The sequence below is a fragment of the Streptomyces sp. NPDC015171 genome (assembly GCF_043079545.1).
Taxonomy (GTDB): domain Bacteria; phylum Actinomycetota; class Actinomycetes; order Streptomycetales; family Streptomycetaceae; genus Streptomyces.
Window position 1 is genome coordinate 77,112 of the sequence record NZ_JBIBUO010000016.1, and the last position, 15,727, is coordinate 92,838.

Annotated in this window: 14 protein-coding genes and 1 riboswitch; of the genes, 2 read left to right on the forward strand and 12 right to left on the reverse strand. The window is 71.4% G+C overall.

Going from position 1 to position 15,727, the window contains the following annotated elements; all coding sequences use genetic code 11:
- Positions 1-34: 34 nt before the first annotated feature.
- The 3 genes from ACF073_RS33275 to ACF073_RS33285 all read right to left on the reverse strand — a co-directional run bounded on the left by ACF073_RS33275 (position 35) and on the right by ACF073_RS33285 (position 4,518).
- Positions 35-820, reverse strand: a complete 786-nt coding sequence (locus tag ACF073_RS33275) for an SGNH/GDSL hydrolase family protein (RefSeq protein ID WP_392075264.1) — start codon at positions 818-820, stop codon at positions 35-37.
- 239 nt (positions 821-1,059) lie between these two features.
- Positions 1,060-1,980, reverse strand: a complete 921-nt coding sequence (locus tag ACF073_RS33280; RefSeq protein ID WP_392075168.1) for a peptidoglycan DD-metalloendopeptidase family protein — start codon at positions 1,978-1,980, stop codon at positions 1,060-1,062.
- 5 nt (positions 1,981-1,985) lie between these two features.
- Positions 1,986-2,139, reverse strand: a riboswitch (cyclic di-AMP (ydaO/yuaA leader).
- A 306-nt stretch (positions 2,140-2,445) separates the two neighbouring features.
- Entirely contained in the window at positions 2,446-4,518 is a 2,073-nt protein-coding gene (locus tag ACF073_RS33285; RefSeq protein ID WP_392075265.1) for an alpha-galactosidase, read from the reverse strand.
- Between the two features lie 172 nt (positions 4,519-4,690).
- Between ACF073_RS33285 and ACF073_RS33290 the strand changes: the two genes are divergently transcribed.
- Positions 4,691-5,488 carry a tyrosine-protein phosphatase gene (locus ACF073_RS33290; RefSeq protein ID WP_392075169.1) on the forward strand — a complete coding sequence of 266 codons (798 nt, stop codon included), beginning with the start codon at positions 4,691-4,693 and terminating at the stop codon, positions 5,486-5,488.
- A 10-nt stretch (positions 5,489-5,498) separates the two neighbouring features.
- On the opposite strand, the gene ACF073_RS33295 is transcribed toward ACF073_RS33290, so the two are convergent.
- From ACF073_RS33295 to ACF073_RS33305, 3 genes are read right to left on the reverse strand one after another with little or no spacing between them, the layout of a single operon-like run.
- Positions 5,499-6,299, reverse strand: coding sequence for a hypothetical protein (locus ACF073_RS33295; RefSeq protein WP_392075170.1), 801 nt, complete (start codon positions 6,297-6,299; stop codon positions 5,499-5,501).
- A gap of 28 nt (positions 6,300-6,327) precedes the next feature.
- A complete protein-coding gene (locus tag ACF073_RS33300) occupies positions 6,328-6,450 on the reverse strand; it encodes a DUF6126 family protein (protein WP_073891447.1) in 123 nt (40 codons plus the stop codon).
- Positions 6,447-7,070: a helix-turn-helix domain-containing protein gene (locus tag ACF073_RS33305; RefSeq protein ID WP_392075171.1), complete on the reverse strand. Its 624-nt coding sequence runs from the start codon at positions 7,068-7,070 to the stop codon at positions 6,447-6,449. The genes ACF073_RS33300 and ACF073_RS33305 overlap by 4 nt, the downstream gene beginning before the upstream one ends.
- 148 nt (positions 7,071-7,218) lie before the next feature.
- Between ACF073_RS33305 and ACF073_RS33310 the strand changes: the two genes are divergently transcribed.
- Positions 7,219-7,503 (forward strand): hypothetical protein, encoded by a 285-nt coding sequence (locus tag ACF073_RS33310; protein WP_392075172.1) that lies wholly within the window; start codon positions 7,219-7,221, stop codon positions 7,501-7,503.
- Between the two features lie 11 nt (positions 7,504-7,514).
- Here ACF073_RS33310 and ACF073_RS33315 read toward each other — a convergent pair whose 3' ends face one another.
- From ACF073_RS33315 to shc, 6 genes are read right to left on the reverse strand one after another with little or no spacing between them, the layout of a single operon-like run.
- Positions 7,515-8,900 carry an aspartate aminotransferase family protein gene (locus ACF073_RS33315; RefSeq protein WP_392075173.1) on the reverse strand — a complete coding sequence of 462 codons (1,386 nt, stop codon included), beginning with the start codon at positions 8,898-8,900 and terminating at the stop codon, positions 7,515-7,517.
- Positions 8,897-10,795 carry a 1-deoxy-D-xylulose-5-phosphate synthase gene (gene dxs, locus ACF073_RS33320; RefSeq protein WP_392075174.1) on the reverse strand — a complete coding sequence of 633 codons (1,899 nt, stop codon included), beginning with the start codon at positions 10,793-10,795 and terminating at the stop codon, positions 8,897-8,899. The genes ACF073_RS33315 and dxs overlap by 4 nt, the downstream gene beginning before the upstream one ends.
- Before the next feature lie 31 nt (positions 10,796-10,826).
- The gene (gene ispG / locus ACF073_RS33325; RefSeq protein ID WP_392075175.1) at positions 10,827-11,960 is read right to left on the reverse strand and encodes a flavodoxin-dependent (E)-4-hydroxy-3-methylbut-2-enyl-diphosphate synthase; all 1,134 of its coding nucleotides are present in this window, start codon (positions 11,958-11,960) and stop codon (positions 10,827-10,829) included.
- Positions 11,961-11,964: 4 nt separating this feature from the next.
- Positions 11,965-12,987: an adenosyl-hopene transferase HpnH gene (gene hpnH / locus ACF073_RS33330; protein ID WP_392075176.1), complete on the reverse strand. Its 1,023-nt coding sequence runs from the start codon at positions 12,985-12,987 to the stop codon at positions 11,965-11,967.
- 5 nt (positions 12,988-12,992) lie between these two features.
- A complete protein-coding gene (locus ACF073_RS33335; RefSeq protein ID WP_392075177.1) occupies positions 12,993-13,634 on the reverse strand; it encodes a 1-hydroxy-2-methyl-2-butenyl 4-diphosphate reductase in 642 nt (213 codons plus the stop codon).
- Between the two features lies 1 nt (position 13,635).
- Positions 13,636-15,666: a squalene--hopene cyclase gene (gene shc / locus ACF073_RS33340; protein WP_392075178.1), complete on the reverse strand. Its 2,031-nt coding sequence runs from the start codon at positions 15,664-15,666 to the stop codon at positions 13,636-13,638.
- Positions 15,667-15,727 lie beyond the last annotated feature (61 nt).

The window sequence follows — 15,727 nt, forward strand, 5'->3', positions numbered from 1 at the left end:
CCGCGCTGGAGCGGTCCGGGGCCCGGTCCGCGGGTCAGGCCACGGAGGCGATGCGCATCTTGATGTCGTCCGGCGACAGCGCGCCCTTGGCGGTCACGTGGTCGCCGGAGGACTCGCCGCGCAGCCGCCGCCCGATCCAGGGGACGAGGAACTCGCGCGCCCACTGGACGTTGTCACGGCGGATCTCCAGGGTGCCCCGCTGCGGCAGCGGCGGCCACGGCTGCTCCGGGTCGGCCGGCACGTCCAGGCCGAGTGCCTGCCCCGCGCGCAGCGCCACGCGCGTGTGCCCCTCGGGCGAGAGGTGCAGCCGGTCGCTGTCCCACGCCCTGCGGTCCCGCACGGACTTGAGGGACCACAGGTCGAGCACGGGGCAGCCGTACCGGTCGGCGATGGCGCGGACATGCCCGTTGTAGGTGGCGATCTTGCCGCGCAGGTGTTTGAGCACGGGGACGCCGCGGGTGTCGAAGCCGGTGGTCACCAGGACCGTGCCGGCGGCCTCGGTCAGCCGGGCCACGGCGCGCTCGAAGCGCTCGGCCACCTCGTCCGGGTCGGTGCCCGGGCGGATGATGTCGTTGCCGCCCGCGCAGAAGGAGATCAGGTCCGGGGCCATGCCCGCGGCCTGCGGAAGCTGGTCTTCCATGATCTGGTCCAGCAGCTTCCCGCGCACGGCGAGATTGGTGTACTGGAAGTCGCCCTCGGGACGCCGGTCGGCGAGCAGCACCGCGAGCCGGTCGGCCCAGCCCACGAACGCCCCGTCGGGGCCGGGATCGCCGACGCCCTCGGTGAAGCTGTCCCCCACCGCCACGTACGACCCGATCACTGATCTGCTGTCATTCTTCGAATCGTCTGCCACGTCGGACCATGATTCCCCTTCGGATGTGACCTACGCGACCGTAGGCGGGGGTTGACGAACGGTGAGATGAGCCACTCGTAAAGAATTTGCCATCCAGGAATACACATGATCTCCGGGCTGTTGGACGCGGACACACCAAAGGCCGGACCCGGGGATCGGGGTCCGGCCTTCGGCGGCGTGTCAGGCAGGTGGTGCGGGGGGAGCGCTCAGCCGACGGCGACGCCGTGCGAGCGGAGGTAGGCGACCGGGTCCACGTCCGAGCCGTACTCGGGCGTGGTGCGGATCTCGAAGTGCAGGTGCGGTCCGGTCACGTTGCCGGTGGCGCCGGACAGGCCGATCTGCCGGCCGGGGCTCACGCTCTGGCCGGCCGAGACGGAGAGCTGCGAGAGGTGGGCGTACTGGGCGTAGTGGCCGTCGTTCAGCTTGATGACGACCTGGTTGCCGTACGCGCCGCCCCAGCCGGCGGAGACGACGGTGCCCGCGGCGACGGCCTTGAGCGGGGTGCCGGTCGGTACGACGAAGTCGACGCCGGTGTGGTAGCCGCTGGACCACATGCTGCCGGCGACGTGGTAGTTGGTGCCGACGGTGGCGCCGGTCACCGGGAGGAGGTAGCCGGTGGCGGAGGTGCGCGCGCTGCCGGACCCGGAGGTCTGGGCGGGCTGCGGGGCGGCGGGCTGGGCGGCGGGCGGTTGGGAGGGCCGCGCGGCGGCCGAGGGGTGCTGGGGGGCAGCGGACTCGGTGCGGGCCGGTGCGGCCTGCCGGCCGATGCTGAGCTTCAGGCCCGGGTGGATGAGCGACGGGTCGGCGCCCACGGCCTGCCGGTTGTCGGCGTAGAGCCGCTGCCAGCCACCGCCGACGTGCTGCTCCTCCGCGATCTTCGCAAGGCAGTCACCGCCGCGCACGGTGTAGGTGCGCACACCCGCGCCCGACTGGGCCGAGGTCTTCTTCGTCGTTTCCGGAAGGGACTGCACGGCCTTTCCGGAGACCGGCTGCGCGGCGGGGGCGGCGTGCGCTCCGGCGGCTCCGAGGAGCGGCAGGGCCAAGGCGGCACCGCCGGTTCCGGCGGCGGCTATGGAGCGAGAAAAACGCGGGGTCTTGGGACGTCGGTGCTTACCCTTGGCGGGCATGGCGCGATTCCTCTCCGGCGCCTGCGAGGTCAGCTGTCGGGTTCGGGCTGGAGCTGCCCGGCCGTGCGCGCACGGCTGCACCCCTAGCCTGTCGCGGAGACCGGACAGGCAGTCGTACCCGGGTCCCCCGCTCCTGCCGGCACGGGTCACATGTCAGGGGACTCCGGGCGGCGGCAGGATTCGGCGTTCCGACCGGATTGAGGGCGAAGGTAGGCGAGCAAGACGCGTGGAAACAAGCGACAGATTCCCGTTGTCCGTGTTTCGACTGATCACGGACGAAAATCCATGGTCACCCAGCGTGAATTCCCGCGTCTCCGCGCGCCCGTTCCGCTTTTCCCGTACGGCTATTACGTGGACATGACGCGCGACGCACGGTCACGGATATGACGCTGCTCACGCACTGCTCGGCCATGACGCCTCATTCCACGGCGAGTTTGGACGAAGGCATCAATTCGGGCAGATGGCTCAGATGCGGTGCAGTCGGATAACCGTCGCGTCCAGGTCGCCCGTGAGCCCGGTGCGCAGTCCATGGTGCAGCAGAACGGCCCCTCGGTACACTTCGCCCGTTTCACGGCATTCATACGATGCCGTCGGGTCGAGTCCGCGCAGCCGCAGCGCCGGCGCCGGCTCGCCGAAGCTCTGCGCCTGGAGCCAGGCGAGGACGACCGTCTCCGCTCCTCGCACGTACTGGACGGCGCTCAGGCCGCCCGCCGGGGGCCGCAGCCGGTACAGCTCGCCGTGCTGCACGACCGGCCGGATCTCCTTGTACAGCTCCACCCACCGCCGGGCCTCGGCCAGCTCCCGCGCGCTCCACTCCGTCAGGTCGCCGCCGACCCCGAGCACGCCCGCCATGGCGCTGACGAACCGGAAGCGCAGGGAGCTGGAACGCCCGTTGAGCTGGGTGTTGGGGCTGTCGGTGACCCAGGCGGCCATCACGCGCGCGGGATGGATCTGGCTGAAGCCGTGCTGGATGGCGAGCCGGTCCAGCGGGTCGGTGTTGTCGGAGGTCCACACCTGGTCGGTGCGGCTCAGCACCCCCAGGTCGATCCGGCCGCCGCCGCCCGAGCAGGACTCGAAGGCGACCTGGGGGTGCGCGGCCCGCAACCGGTCCAGCAGGGCGTACAGGGCGCGGACGTGGTCCACCCAGAGGCGCTGCGGGTACGGCTCCCCCGGCCAGCCGGCGTCGGTGAAGCAGCGGTTGAAGTCCCACTTGACGTAGTCGACCGGGGCGCTGGACAGCAGGGTGTCCAGCTGCTCCCACAGATACTCCTGGACATCCTCGCGGGCGAGGTTGAGAACGAGCTGATTGCGCAGTTCCGTCCGCTTGCGTCCCGTCTGGTGCTGGACCCAGTCGGGGTGGGCACGGTACAGCTCGCTGTCCGCGTTGACCATCTCGGGCTCCACCCAGATGCCGAACCGCATGCCCAGGCCGTGCACCTGGTCGGCGAGGGGCTTGAGACCGTGCGGGAACCGGTCGGGGTTGGGCGTCCAGTCGCCGAGGCCCGCGTGGTCGCTGGTGCGGGCGCCGAACCAGCCGTCGTCCACCACGAACAGCTCGACGCCGATTTCGGCGGCCCGGCGGGCCAGGGCGGCCTGCTGCTTCTCGGAGATGTCGAAGGTCGTCGCCTCCCAGGAGTTGAACAGCACCGGGCGGTCCCGGTCGGCCCCCGGGATCACATGGGCGCGCTGATAGGCGTGCCAGGTGCGGCTCGCGCCGCCGAAGCCGCCGTCGCTCCACAGGCCCGCGAAGACCGGGGTGGTGTACGACTCACCGGGCGCGAGGAGCAGCAGCCCGGAGTCGTCGTGGCCGGCGCCGCCGGTGATCTGCACGCGCGCGTCCGGGAGTTGGGCGACGGCGATGCGCCAGGAGCCGGACCAGCCGAGCGCGCAGCCGTAGACCTCGCCGCGTTCCTCGGTGGCGTCGGTGTCGAGGGCGACCCAGGGCAGGTGCTGGTGGCCGGTGTGGCCGCGGCGGCTGCCGATGACCTTCTCGCCGTAGGTGAGGGGGGCGGTGGTGAGCCGGGACTCGGCGGCCCAGCGGCCGTGCAGCTGGGACAGCCGCCAGCCCTCGCGGTCGGGCAGGGTCCAGGTGGCCGCGTCCGCCCGCAGCAGCTCCACGCGCGAGCTGCCGCCGTTCTGGACGGTCACCCAGCGCTCGACGACGTCGCCGCGCATCCGGTAGTGCAGCGTGATGCCCACGCCGTCGTCGTCGAAGCGCAGCCGCAGCTCGTCGCCCTCCGCGCGGTAGGACTCGAAGCGCCACTCGGTGCCGCGGCGCTCGTCGGTGCGCACGGAGAGAGCGGGGCGGACGAAGCGGGGGCCGCCCTCGACGGGGTACTCCTCGCGGCCGTCGAGGGGGGACTCGAAGGCCCAGTAAGCGGGCAGCGGGTGTGCCGCGAGCGCCTCGGCGTCGGCGAGGGCGATCCGCGGCCCCCAGTGCAGGTGCAGCAGCTCGTCCGCTGCGGTGAGGTGCAGGGCATAGCTGCTGCCGGGGCCCGACAGGAGCCAGGTACGACCGTCTTCGGCGATGTCCACCATCGAGACCTCACAGGTGCCAACAGATCCGCTCAAGTGCCAACATCATCAAGGGCCGCGGACCCTGCTGACAATGCCTGTGGACAACTCATTGCCCCAGGAAACCGATGCCGTATGGTCGACTGAGCGCCCACCGCCGAGCAGCGGCGGCGGGGCCGACCGGGAGGAGCCCCTCGTGACGCAGCAGGTCCCGTCGACCGAGCCGGAGCTGGCCGGCGTCCGCAACTTCCGCGACGTGGGCGGACTGCCCACCGTGGACGGGCGGCGGGTGCGCCACGGAGTGCTGTACCGCAGCGGTCATCTCGCGCACGCGACCGAGGAGGACGCGGCCTTCCTCGCCTCCCTGGGCCTGCACACGATCTTCGACTTCCGCAACGCCGCCGACCAGAGGCTGGAAGGCCCCGATGTCGCGCTGCCCGGGGTGCGGAACGTGAATCTGCCGCTGAGCGACCCGGCGGACGGCGCCGAGTTCTGGAAGATGGTCCGCGACGGCGACCTCGACCAGCTGCGCGCGCTGCTCGACGACGGCAAGGGGGCGGCCCGGATGATCGCCTCCTACCGGAAGATCGTCAAGGAGCGCACCGCCGAGCACTCCCGGGTGCTGCACGCGCTCGCGGTGGACAGCGTGCCCGCGCTGATGCACTGCGCCGCCGGCAAGGACCGCGCGGGCATCTCCGTGGCCGTCACCCTGCTCGCCGTCGGTGTCGAGCGCGAGGCGATCGTCGCCGACTACCTGGAGTCCAATGCCAAGCACCGCCGCTACAAGGTCCGCCGCGGCGGCAGCCCGGGCACCGCGTACACGCCCGAGGTGATGGAGCTGCTCAACCCGCTCTTCGACGCCCGTGCCGAGTACCTCGACGCGGCGTTCGCGAGCATCGAGGAGACCTGGGGCGGCGTCGAGCCCTACCTCGCCGAGGGCCTCGGCCTCTCCCCCGAGGCCCGCGAGCGGCTGCGCGACCGGCTGGTGGACTGACCGGCGGCGGTCAGAGGGCCCAGGGCAGGCGGACGGCCTCGATCTCCGGGTCGCGGAGCAGGGCCTCGACGAGCGGGGCGGGGCCCGACAGCTTGCTGGCCCACAGGTCGTAGTCGGTGCACAGGACCCAGGAGCGGTCCTCGGCCCACAGGTTGGACGGGCTGAACCTGACCTCGGGGTTGTCGTACAGCAGGGCGGCGTCCCCGAGCCGGCCGGCCCGTACGTGGGTGTTCTCGCCGTCGAAGTCCAGGAGCATCAGCGGGTTGTAGTAGGCGAGGCAGCGGGTGTCCGGGCCCGCCGGGCTGTGCTCGGTGAGGATCCCGATCAGCCGGTTCCAGCTCTCCCGGTCCAGGCTGCCCTCGGTGGGCGGCGCGATCCGCAGCGGCCAGCTGCCGCCCTGCTTCGCCGAGGGGAAGCAGCGGAAGGACGGCAGGAGTCCCTCGGGCACCATGGCGTCGCCGGTGCGTGCGGCGAGTTCCGCCCAGCGCAGCCGGCGCCAGCCGGGTCCGGGATGCTCGGCCCGGCCGAGACCGCCGCCGGTGGTCACCGACCGCTCGGTGAGGTCGATGTCCCCGACGACGTGCCGTGCGATGCTCCCGTCCGCCACCCGGGCCCGGTGGTACGCGTCGTGAGTGACATCGGCCGGGGCCCGCTCGTGCTCGTACATCGCGTTGAGCACCCAGGCCGAGTCCGGGAGCGGCGGGGCCATGAATCCGGTGATGCCGTCCCCCGCCAGCTCCCGCAGCCAGTCGGCCGTACGGGGCTCGGCGAGCGGCCAGCGGGCGGTGATCGGGTCGGACGTCTCGGGCATCCGTGCATGATGTCACGCCCGCGGCGGGTCAGCCCTTGGCGCCCACGGCGAACAGCAGGTAGAGGAACGCGGCCAGCACATGCCCGAGGGCGATGTAGATGATCAGCCGGATCCACAGGGAGCGGGGGAACTTCTCCTCGAAATCGCTCATGGCAGCTCTCCGGTCGACGGGCCCAGGCACAGGGTGGCCGTGGGGCTCTGCAGCAGGGTGTGGACGAACAGCAGCTCCACGCCGTCGCGGTCCTCGGCGGCGAGGCGGTGCGGGGTGAGCGAGTCGAAGTGCGCGCTGTCACCGGGCCCGAGCAGGTGCACGGTGTCGCCGAGCCGCAGCCGCAGGCGGCCCGTGAGGACGTGGAGCCACTCCTCGCCGGGGTGGACGCGCACGATGTCGCCCTGCGAGCCGTAGGGCACCCGTACCCGCAGGGCCTGCATGCCGCGGCCCGGCGCCCCCGCCTGGAAGTACGTCCACCCGCCCGCCCTGGTCGGCTCCATGTCGGCGGCCCGTACGATGGCGTCCCGGTCGGCGACCGTCTCGCCGAGCAGCTCGGAGACGGTCGTACCGTAGATACGGGCGAGGGCGAGGAGCATCGGCAGCGAGGGCTGGCGGTGCCCGGTCTCCAGCCGGGAGAGATGGGCCGGGGAGAGCCCGGCCGCGCGGGCGGCGGCCTCCAGGGTGAGGCCCGCGTGCCGGCGCAGGTCGCGCAGCTGTGGCGCGACGGCGGTGAGGCCGTCGTCCGGTGCCGGTGGCGGCCCGGGGTCTGAGGCGTTCATGCCTCCATTGAGCCCGAATCTTGCCTCTCGGGCAATTTTCTTGCCCCAGAGGCAAAAAGCGCGCCCACCTCGGCTTCCGCCCCGCCGTGCCGCACCCCTGCTACGATCAAGCCCAGAGTTTGAACACGTTCAAAACTTGGGGGATGGCATGTCCGCTGAAACCGCGCAGGGCCCGAGCGACACACCCGCCGGCGCCCTCGGCCCCACCTCGATGGTCCTCGGAACGGTCGCCGCGGCGGGTGTGTGGCCCACGCTCACGTTCTTGCTGATGCCCGTGATGCTCATCGCGGGAGGGCTCGCCGTCGCCTTCGGTCTGACGGGGATCCACCACGCCCGCCGGAACGGCGGCCGGCTGTGGACCTCGGTGACGGGAACCGTCCTGGGCACGACCGGACTGCTCTTCCCCTTCGTTCTCGTGCTGTCGCTCGGCTGAACCGGCCGCGGTCAGCGGTTGGCCACCGCCTGCTTGATGAGGGTCTTGCCGAAGTCCCACATCAGACCGCCGCCGCTGTGCGCGTCGTCCATCACGGCCGTGAAGGCCTCCACGAACCGGTCCACGTCGGCCTCGTCGAGGACCAGCGGCGGGATGAGCTTGATCACCTCCAGGTGGTCACCGGAGACCTGGGTGAGGATCCGGTGCTTCTGCAGCAGCGGTACGACCACCATCTGCGCGAACAGGCCCTTGCGGGCCGCCTGGAGCATGGTCCAGCGGCTGCGCAGCTTCAGCGAGGTCGGCCTGCCGAACTCGATGCCGATCATCAGGCCCCGGCCGCGCACGTCGGCGAGCAGCTCGTACGTGTCGATCAGCCCGGTGAGGCGGGTCCTGAGCAGCTCGCCCGTCCGGCGTACACCGGCGACGATCTGCTCGTCCTCCATGACCGACAGCACGGCCAGACCGCACGCCATCGCCTGGGCGTTGGCGCCGAAGCTCGCCGAGTGCACCAGCACGCGGTCCATGGACGAGTAGACCTTCTTGAAGATCCAGTCCTTGCCGAGGGTGGCGCCCACGGGCACATAGCCGCCGGAGAGCGCCTTGGCCACGCACACCAGGTCCGGTTCCACGCCGTCCTCGTGCTGATAGGCGTAGAAGTCGCCGGTGCGCCCGAGGCCGGTCTGCACCTCGTCGGCGATGAGCAGCGCCTTGTGCCGGTGCAGCAGCTCCTGCGCGGCGCGCAGGTAGCCGGGCGGCGCCTCGTGCACGCCCTTGCCCTGGATCGGCTCCACGATCAGCGCGGCCACATCGCCCTTCTTCAGCTCCCGCGCCAGAGCCTCCAGATCGCCCAGCGGTACGGCGGTGTCGGGCAGCAGCGGGGCGAAGCCGTCCCGGAAGCCGCTCTCGCCGTTGACCGAGAGCGAACCAGTGGTCAGCCCGTGGAAGGCGTGGTCGCAGTACAGGACGCGGGGCCGGCCGGTGGCGTACCGGGCGAACTTCAGGGCCGTCTCGACCGCCTCGGTGCCGCTGTTGCCGAAGAACACCCGGTCCAGGTGCGGACTCCGGGCGAGCAGCCGCTCGGCGAGCAGGCCGGGCAGCGGCTGGCAGTCGAAGCGGGTGAGGTCGGCCAGGTCCAGGTCCAGGACGTCGTGCAGCGCCTTGCGGACCACCGGGTGGTGGCGGCCGAGGCCCATCACGCCGAACCCGGCCAGCATGTCCAGGTAGTCGTTGCCGTCCGCGTCGAAGAAGTGGGCGCCCTCGGCCCGCTCGTAGACCTTGTCGAAGCCGATGGTGTGCAGCATGCGCGGCAGCTGCGGGTTCAGGTGCTTCGTGTGCAGCTCGTAGCGTTCGGCTCCGCGCTCGGCGAGCAGGGCGCCGAGGTCGAACTCGGTGGTCATTCACTCTCCTTGGCTGTGCCGCCCGCGTCCCTGACGGCCAGGCTCGCACTGATCCGCCCGGCGATCTCGACGGGCGTGAGGCCGATGTCGGCCAGCAGCTCGCCGCGCTTGGCGTGCGCGAGGAACTGCTCCGGGATGCCGAACCGCCGTACCGGCACGTCCACGTCGGCGTCGCCGAGGGCCAGCGCCACGGCCGAACCGACGCCCGCCGACCGGCTGTTGTCCTCGACCACGGCCACCAGCCGGTGTCCGGCCGCGAGACCGGGCAACGCGGGGTCGACGGGCTTGACCCACCGCGGGTCCACCACCGTGCAGCCGATACCGCGGGCTTCGAGCAGCTCAGCGGCCCGGAGGCACACGGGCGCCATCACGCCGACCGCCACCAGCAGCACCTCGGGGCGTTCGGCGCGGTGCAGGACGTCCATCCCGCCGACCCGGTCGAGGGCCGGGACGCGCGGCCCGACGGACTCCTTCGGGAAGCGGACCAGGGTGGGCGCGTCGTCCACGGCGACCGCCTCGCGCAGCTGTGCGCGCAGCTGCTCGGCGTCGCGCGGGGCGGCGATCCGCAGCCCCGGGACGACCTGGAGGACCGACATGTCCCACATGCCGTTGTGGGAGGCGCCGTCGGCGCCCGTGACCCCGGCCCGGTCCAGGACGAAGGTGACCCCGCAGCGGTGCAGGGCGACATCCATCAGCAGCTGGTCGAAGGCCCGGTTGAGGAAGGTGGCGTAGACGGCGACGACGGGGTGCAGTCCGCCGGTCGCGAGCCCGGCCGCCGACACGGCCGCGTGCTGCTCGGCGATGCCCACGTCCCACACCCTGTCGGGGAAGCGCTCGGCGAAGGCGCCGAGACCGACCGGGTGCAGCATGGCCGCCGTGATCGCCACGACGTCCGCGCGCTCCTCCCCGATCCGCACGATCTCGTCCCCGAACACCGAGGTCCAGGAGGGTCCGCTGGACGGGGCGAGCGGCTCGCAGGTGAGCGGGTCCATCACGCCGACGGTGTGGAAGTGGTCCTCCTCGTGCGCGAGGGCGGGCTCGTAACCGCGGCCCTTCTCGGTGAGGCAGTGGACCAGGACGGGGCCGTGGAAGCGTTTCGCCCGGCGCAGCGCCGACTCCACGGCCTCGATGTCATGGCCGTCGATCGGCCCGAGGTACTTCAGGCCCAGGTCCTCGAACATGCCCTGCGGGGCGAAGGCGTCCTTGAACCCCTTCTTCGCGCCGTGCAGGGACTCGTAGAGCGTGCCGCCGACGACCGGGGTGCGCTGGAGCACCTCCTTGCCCCAGGCCAGGACCCGCTCGTAGCCGTCGGTGGTGCGCAGGGTGGCCAGGTGGTTGGCGAGGCCGCCGATGGTGGGGGCGTACGACCGCTCGTTGTCGTTGACGACGATGATCAGCGGCCGGTCCTTGGCCGCCGCGATGTTGTTCAGTGCCTCCCAGGCCATGCCGCCGGTCAGCGCGCCGTCGCCGATGACCGCGACCACATGGCCCTTCTCGCCCCGCACCTGTTTGGCCTTGGCGAGGCCGTCGGCCCAGCCGAGCGCGGTGGAGGCGTGGCTGTTCTCGATGACGTCGTGCTCGGACTCCTCGCGCGAGGGGTAGCCGGAAAGACCGCCCTTGCCGCGCAGCTTCGAAAAGTCCTGACGCCCTGTCAGCAGCTTGTGCACATAGCTCTGGTGGCCGGTGTCCCAGAGGATCCGGTCGACCGGCGACTCGAAGACCCGGTGGAGCGCGATGGACAGCTCCACCACCCCCAGATTGGGCCCGAGGTGCCCGCCGGTTCTCGACACCGCGTGCACCAGGAACTCACGTATCTCCTCGGACAGTTCACCGAGTTCCGCCTCGGACAGCGCCTTCAGGTCGCGTGGTCCCCGGATGCTCTCCAGAATGGTCACGCTCGGGCCCCCTCTCGGTCCGTGCTTCTGCTCAACTCACTTGGTCTGCGGGGCTCGTCCGCTCGGCGAGCTTCATGGCCTCCTCGATGAGGGTCTCCACGATCTTCGACTCCGGTACGGTCTTGACGACCTCGCCCTTGACGAAGATCTGCCCCTTGCCGTTGCCCGAGGCGACCCCGAGGTCGGCCTCGCGGGCCTCGCCCGGACCGTTGACCACGCACCCCATCACCGCGACCCGCAGCGGCACCTCCATGCCGTCGAGGCCCGCGGTGACCTCCTCGGCCAGCTTGTACACGTCCACCTGGGCCCGGCCGCAGGAGGGGCACGAGACGATCTCCAGGCGCCGCTGCCGCAGCCCCAGCGACTGAAGGATCTGGATGCCGACCTTGACCTCCTCGGCGGGCGGCGCGCTCAGCGACACCCGGATGGTGTCCCCGATGCCCCGCGCCAGCAACGCCCCGAAGGCCACGGCCGACTTGACCGTCCCCTGGAACGCCGGACCCGCCTCGGTCACACCCAGGTGCAGCGGGTAGTCGCACGCCTCGGCGAGCTGCCGGTACGCCTCGATCATCACGACCGGGTCGTTGTGCTTGACGGAGATCTTGATGTCCCTGAAGCCGTGCTCCTCGAAGAGCGACGCCTCCCACAACGCGCTCTCCACCAGCGCCTCGGGGGTCGCCCTGCCGTACTTGCGCAGCAGCCGCCCGTCCAGCGAACCGGCGTTGACGCCGATCCGGATCGGCGTGCCGTGGTCCTTGGCGGCGCGCGCGATCTCCTTCACCTGGTCGTCGAACTTCTTGATGTTCCCCGGGTTCACCCGGACCGCGGCGCAGCCGGCCTCGATGGCCGCGAACACGTACTTCGGCTGGAAGTGGATGTCCGCGATCACCGGGATCTGCGACTTGCGGGCGATGGTCGCGAGGGCGTCCGCGTCGTCCTGCGTAGGGCAGGCGACGCGGACGATCTGGCAGCCGGACGCGGTGAGTTCCGCGATCTGCTGCAGGGTGGCGCCGATGTCCGACGTACGGGTCGTCGTCATCGACTGCACCGACACGGGGGCTCCGCCCCCGACCGCCACCGGCCCGACCTGGATCTGCCGCGACACGCGTCGCGGCGCGACCGGGCGGGCCGGTACCTCGGGAACGCCCAAGGGGACGGCGGTCACCGCCTCACTCCCGGTTTCCGGAGACGGTCTCGCGCATCGCGCGCAGCGACTCCTTCAGGGAGCCCATGGTGGCGAGGACGGCGGTCGGCTCGTAGCCGCAGTGCGCCATGCAGTTGGCGCACCGCGGGTCCTTGCCGCGGCCGTACTTGTCCCAGTCGGTCTCCTCGACCAGTTCGCGGTACGTGGGCACGTACCCGTCGCTCATCAGGTAGCAGGGGCGCTGCCAGCCGAAGAGCGAGTAGTTCGGGATCGCCCACGCGGTGCACGGGAAGTCGACCTTGCCCTCCAGGAAGTCCAGGAAGAGCGGGGAGTGGTTGAGCCGCCACTTCCTGCGGTTGCCGCCCGCGAAGGCCTTCTTGAACAGCTCGCGGGTCTGCTCGACACCGAGGAAGTGCTCCTGGTCGGGCGCCTTCTCGTAGGCGTAGGCGGGCGAGATCATCATCTCGTCCACCTTCAGGTCGTCGTTGAGGAAGTTGAGCACCTCGACGATGGTCTGCGGGGTGTCCGTGTTGAAGAAGGTGGAGTTGGTGGTGACCCGGAAGCCGCGCCGCTTGGCCTCCTTGATGGCCTCCACCGCCTCGTCGAACACGCCTTCCTTCGCGACGGACTCGTCGTGCCGTTCGCGCAGCCCGTCGATGTGCACGGCGAACGCGAAGTAGGGCGACGGCGTGAACTTGTCGATCTTCTTGCGCAGCAGCATCGCGTTGGTGCACAGGAAGACGTACTTCCGTTTCGCCACCAACTGCCGCACGATCTCGTCGATCTGCGGGTGCATCAGCGGTTCGCCGCCGGCGATGGACACCATCGGCGCACCGGACTCCAGTACCGCGCCCACGGCCTGGGCCACCGGCATGCGCTGCTTGAGCACACCGGCCGGGTGCTGGATCTTGCCGCAGCCCTCGCACTTCAGGTTGCAGGCGAACAGCGGCTCCAGCTCGACGATGAGCGGGAACTTGTCCCGCTTGCGGAGCTTCTGTTCGGCCAGGTATGTAGCGACCTTGATGGACTGACGCAACGGCATGGCCATCTGGCTCACCTCCGGGGGAGCAGCAAAGAACGGTGCCATTCGAAAAATGCGGGAAGGATGGAACGAAGAACACGGAAAGCTGATATTCCACCGCGCACCGTGCCGATCCGGACCAGCTCGTGCTCCGGAGCGTCCACGACCACGCGTACCGCCGCGACCGGGCGTTCGCCGGTGCGGACGGCGGCCAGCAGTGTGGCCGCCGACTCCATGTCCACCGCGATCGCGCCGGTGGCGAGGAGGTCGGACCGCTCGGGTCCCCGGACGACATGGTCGGAGCCGGTGAGCGGGCCGGTGTGGACCGTGCGCCCGGGCAGCAGCCGCGCGAGTTCCTTGACCAGCAGTTCGGTGCCCACGCACGGGACGGTCCCGCGCGGGTCCCGGGTCTCCTCGGCGACCACCAGGTCGCCGGGGTGCATTCCGGGAGCGAGCCCGGCACAGAAGCCGGTGGCCAGCACGGCCGTGTCGGCCGCCGGCCGGCCGGCGAGGTGCCGGGTGACGGAGCGTTCCGCCGCACGCGGCCCCATGCCCGTGCGGACGAGGTGCACCGGCCCGCCGGCCCCGCCGCGGTCGCCGGTGCGCAGGGCGAGGTGCTCGATGCCGAGCGCGCAGGCGATCAGCAGCGGGGCCGGAGCGGGCTGGTTGCTCAATTCAGTCCCCCTCGGCCTGCGAGGAGGCTTTTCCGGACGGGGCGAGCAGACGGCGCTCGAAGGGGTCCCCGTGCAGGTACCGGCCGAGGGCGGTGAGCGGGAACACCTGCCGGTAGAGGTGGTAGTTGATGGAGAAGTCCCAGGGGAAGCCGGTGCCGGTGAAGTACGGCTCGTCCCAGGTGCCGTCCTCCCGCTGGGTCTCGGCCAGCCACTGGACGCCGCGCTCGACGGCCTTGGAGCCCTTCTCCCCCGCCGCGAGCAGCGCCATCAGCGCCCACGCGGTCTGCGAGGCGGTGGAGGCGCCCCGGCCGCTCCACTCCTTGGCGTACTTGTAGGAGCGCAGGTCCTCGCCCCAGCCGCCGTCGTCGTTCTGGACGCTCTCCAGCCAGCGCACGGCCCGCCGGATCGCGGGGTGCGAGCCGGGCAGTCCGGCCGCGGTGAGCGCGGGGACGACCGATCCGGTGCCATAGATGTAGTTGACGCCCCAGCGGCCGAACCACGAGCCGTTCGGCTCCTGGTCGGCGAGCAGCCAGTCGATGCCGCGCCGGGTGCGCGGGTCGTGGGCGAGGCCCTCGGCCGCGAGCATCTCGACCACGTGCGCGGTGACGTCGGCGGACGGCGGGTCGATGACCTCGCCGAAGTCGCAGAAGGGCAGGCGGTTCGGGAAGGGGCTGGTGTTGTCGACGTCGAAGGCGCCCCAGGCGCCGTTCTTGGACTGCATGCCGAGGTTCCAGCGGACGGCCCGCCCGATCGACCGGTCCACGCGCTCGGGGTCGTGGTGCCTGACCCGGCGCAGCGCGAGGGCGACCTCGGCGGTGTCGTCGATGTCCGGGTAGTTGTCGTTGTGGAACTCGAACGCCCAGCCGCCCGGGGGCAGTTGGGGCCGCCGTACGGCCCAGTCGCCGGGCCGGACGATCTCCTCGCCGATCATCCAGTCGGCCGCCTTGACCAGTTGCGGATGGTCGACGGGCAGTCCGGCGTCCACGAGGGCGATGGTGGCGAGGCAGGTGTCCCACACCGGGGACTGGCAGGCCTCGATCATCCGGGCGCCGTCCTCGCGCCAGACGGCGAAACGGTCCAGCGAGGCGAGGCCCTCGCGCAGCACCGGGTGTTCGAGGTCGTAGCCGAGCAGGTGCAGGGCGATGACCGAGTACACGGCTGGGGGCTGGATGCCGCCCCAGCAGCCGTCGTTCTCCTGGCGCTCGACGATCCAGCGGGCGGCCGAGTTCAGCGCGGCCTTGCGCAGCCGGCGCACGGCGACCTTGCGGTAGCCGCGGACCACCTTGTCGAGCCGCTGGAAGAGTCCGTCCCAGCTGAGCACCGGCGCGAGCGGCTGCGGCGGGTTGGGCCGCGCCGGGTCGGTGTGCAGCTCGTCCAGCGCGAAGGGGGCGGGGCGCACCGGGCGCTTGGCGGAGACGATGGTGAGCGGCACGATGGTCTGCCGCGCCCAGCAGCCGAAGTTGTAGATGTTGAGCGGGAACCAGGTCGGGAAGTAGATGAGTTCCGGCGGGAGTTCGGGCAGGTCGTCCCACTTCCACCAGCCGAAGAGGGCGAGCCAGATCCGGGTGAAGACCCGGGCGGCGGCGATGCCGCCGCGCTCGCGGATCCAGGCGGAGGCCCGCGCCATGTGCGGGGCGTCGGGCGTGTCCCCGGCCAGCCGCAGGGCGACGTACGCCTCGATGGTGGTGGACAGTTCGCCGGGCCCGCCGTAGAAGGTGGCCCAGGTGCCGTCCGCGCGCTGCTCGCCGCGGATGAACTTCGCGGCGGCCCCGGCGGTCCGCTCGTCCAGGATGCCCAGGAACTGGCGGAGCAGCAGGTCCTCGGCGTCCATGGTGACGTTGGTCTCCAGGTCGCCCTTCCACCAGCCCTGGCTGTCCTGCGTGGCGAGCAGGAAGTCGGTGGCGCGCTGTGCGGCCCGTGCGGCGGCTTCGTGCACCCCGGCCGTCTCGGGGGTGGTACGGGTGATGTCGCTGGCCGCGGCAGCGCGGGACGGCAAGGTCGCCCCGGTGCTTCCGTCGGTCGTCGCTGTCATGGCTTCCCCTTCGTGCAGTCGTGCGAGTCGTGCTGCTGTGGGTCCGCCGTCGGCCGGTGAC

Excerpts from the sequence above, each read along its gene's own strand:
- hpnH (WP_392075176.1), bottom strand. The coding sequence starts at position 12,987 with ATGGCCATGCCGTTGCGTCAGTCCATCAAGGTCGCTACATACCTGGCC.
- ACF073_RS33315 (WP_392075173.1), bottom strand. The coding sequence starts at position 8,900 with ATGACCACCGAGTTCGACCTCGGCGCCCTGCTCGCCGAGCGCGGAGCC.
- ACF073_RS33285 (WP_392075265.1), bottom strand. The coding sequence starts at position 4,518 with ATGGTGGACATCGCCGAAGACGGTCGTACCTGGCTCCTGTCGGGCCCC.
- shc (WP_392075178.1), bottom strand. The coding sequence starts at position 15,666 with ATGACAGCGACGACCGACGGAAGCACCGGGGCGACCTTGCCGTCCCGC.
- ACF073_RS33280 (WP_392075168.1), bottom strand. The coding sequence starts at position 1,980 with ATGCCCGCCAAGGGTAAGCACCGACGTCCCAAGACCCCGCGTTTTTCT.
- ACF073_RS33300 (WP_073891447.1), bottom strand. The coding sequence starts at position 6,450 with ATGAGCGATTTCGAGGAGAAGTTCCCCCGCTCCCTGTGGATCCGGCTG.
- ACF073_RS33295 (WP_392075170.1), bottom strand. The coding sequence starts at position 6,299 with ATGCCCGAGACGTCCGACCCGATCACCGCCCGCTGGCCGCTCGCCGAG.
- ACF073_RS33310 (WP_392075172.1), top strand. The coding sequence starts at position 7,219 with ATGTCCGCTGAAACCGCGCAGGGCCCGAGCGACACACCCGCCGGCGCC.
- ACF073_RS33305 (WP_392075171.1), bottom strand. The coding sequence starts at position 7,070 with ATGAACGCCTCAGACCCCGGGCCGCCACCGGCACCGGACGACGGCCTC.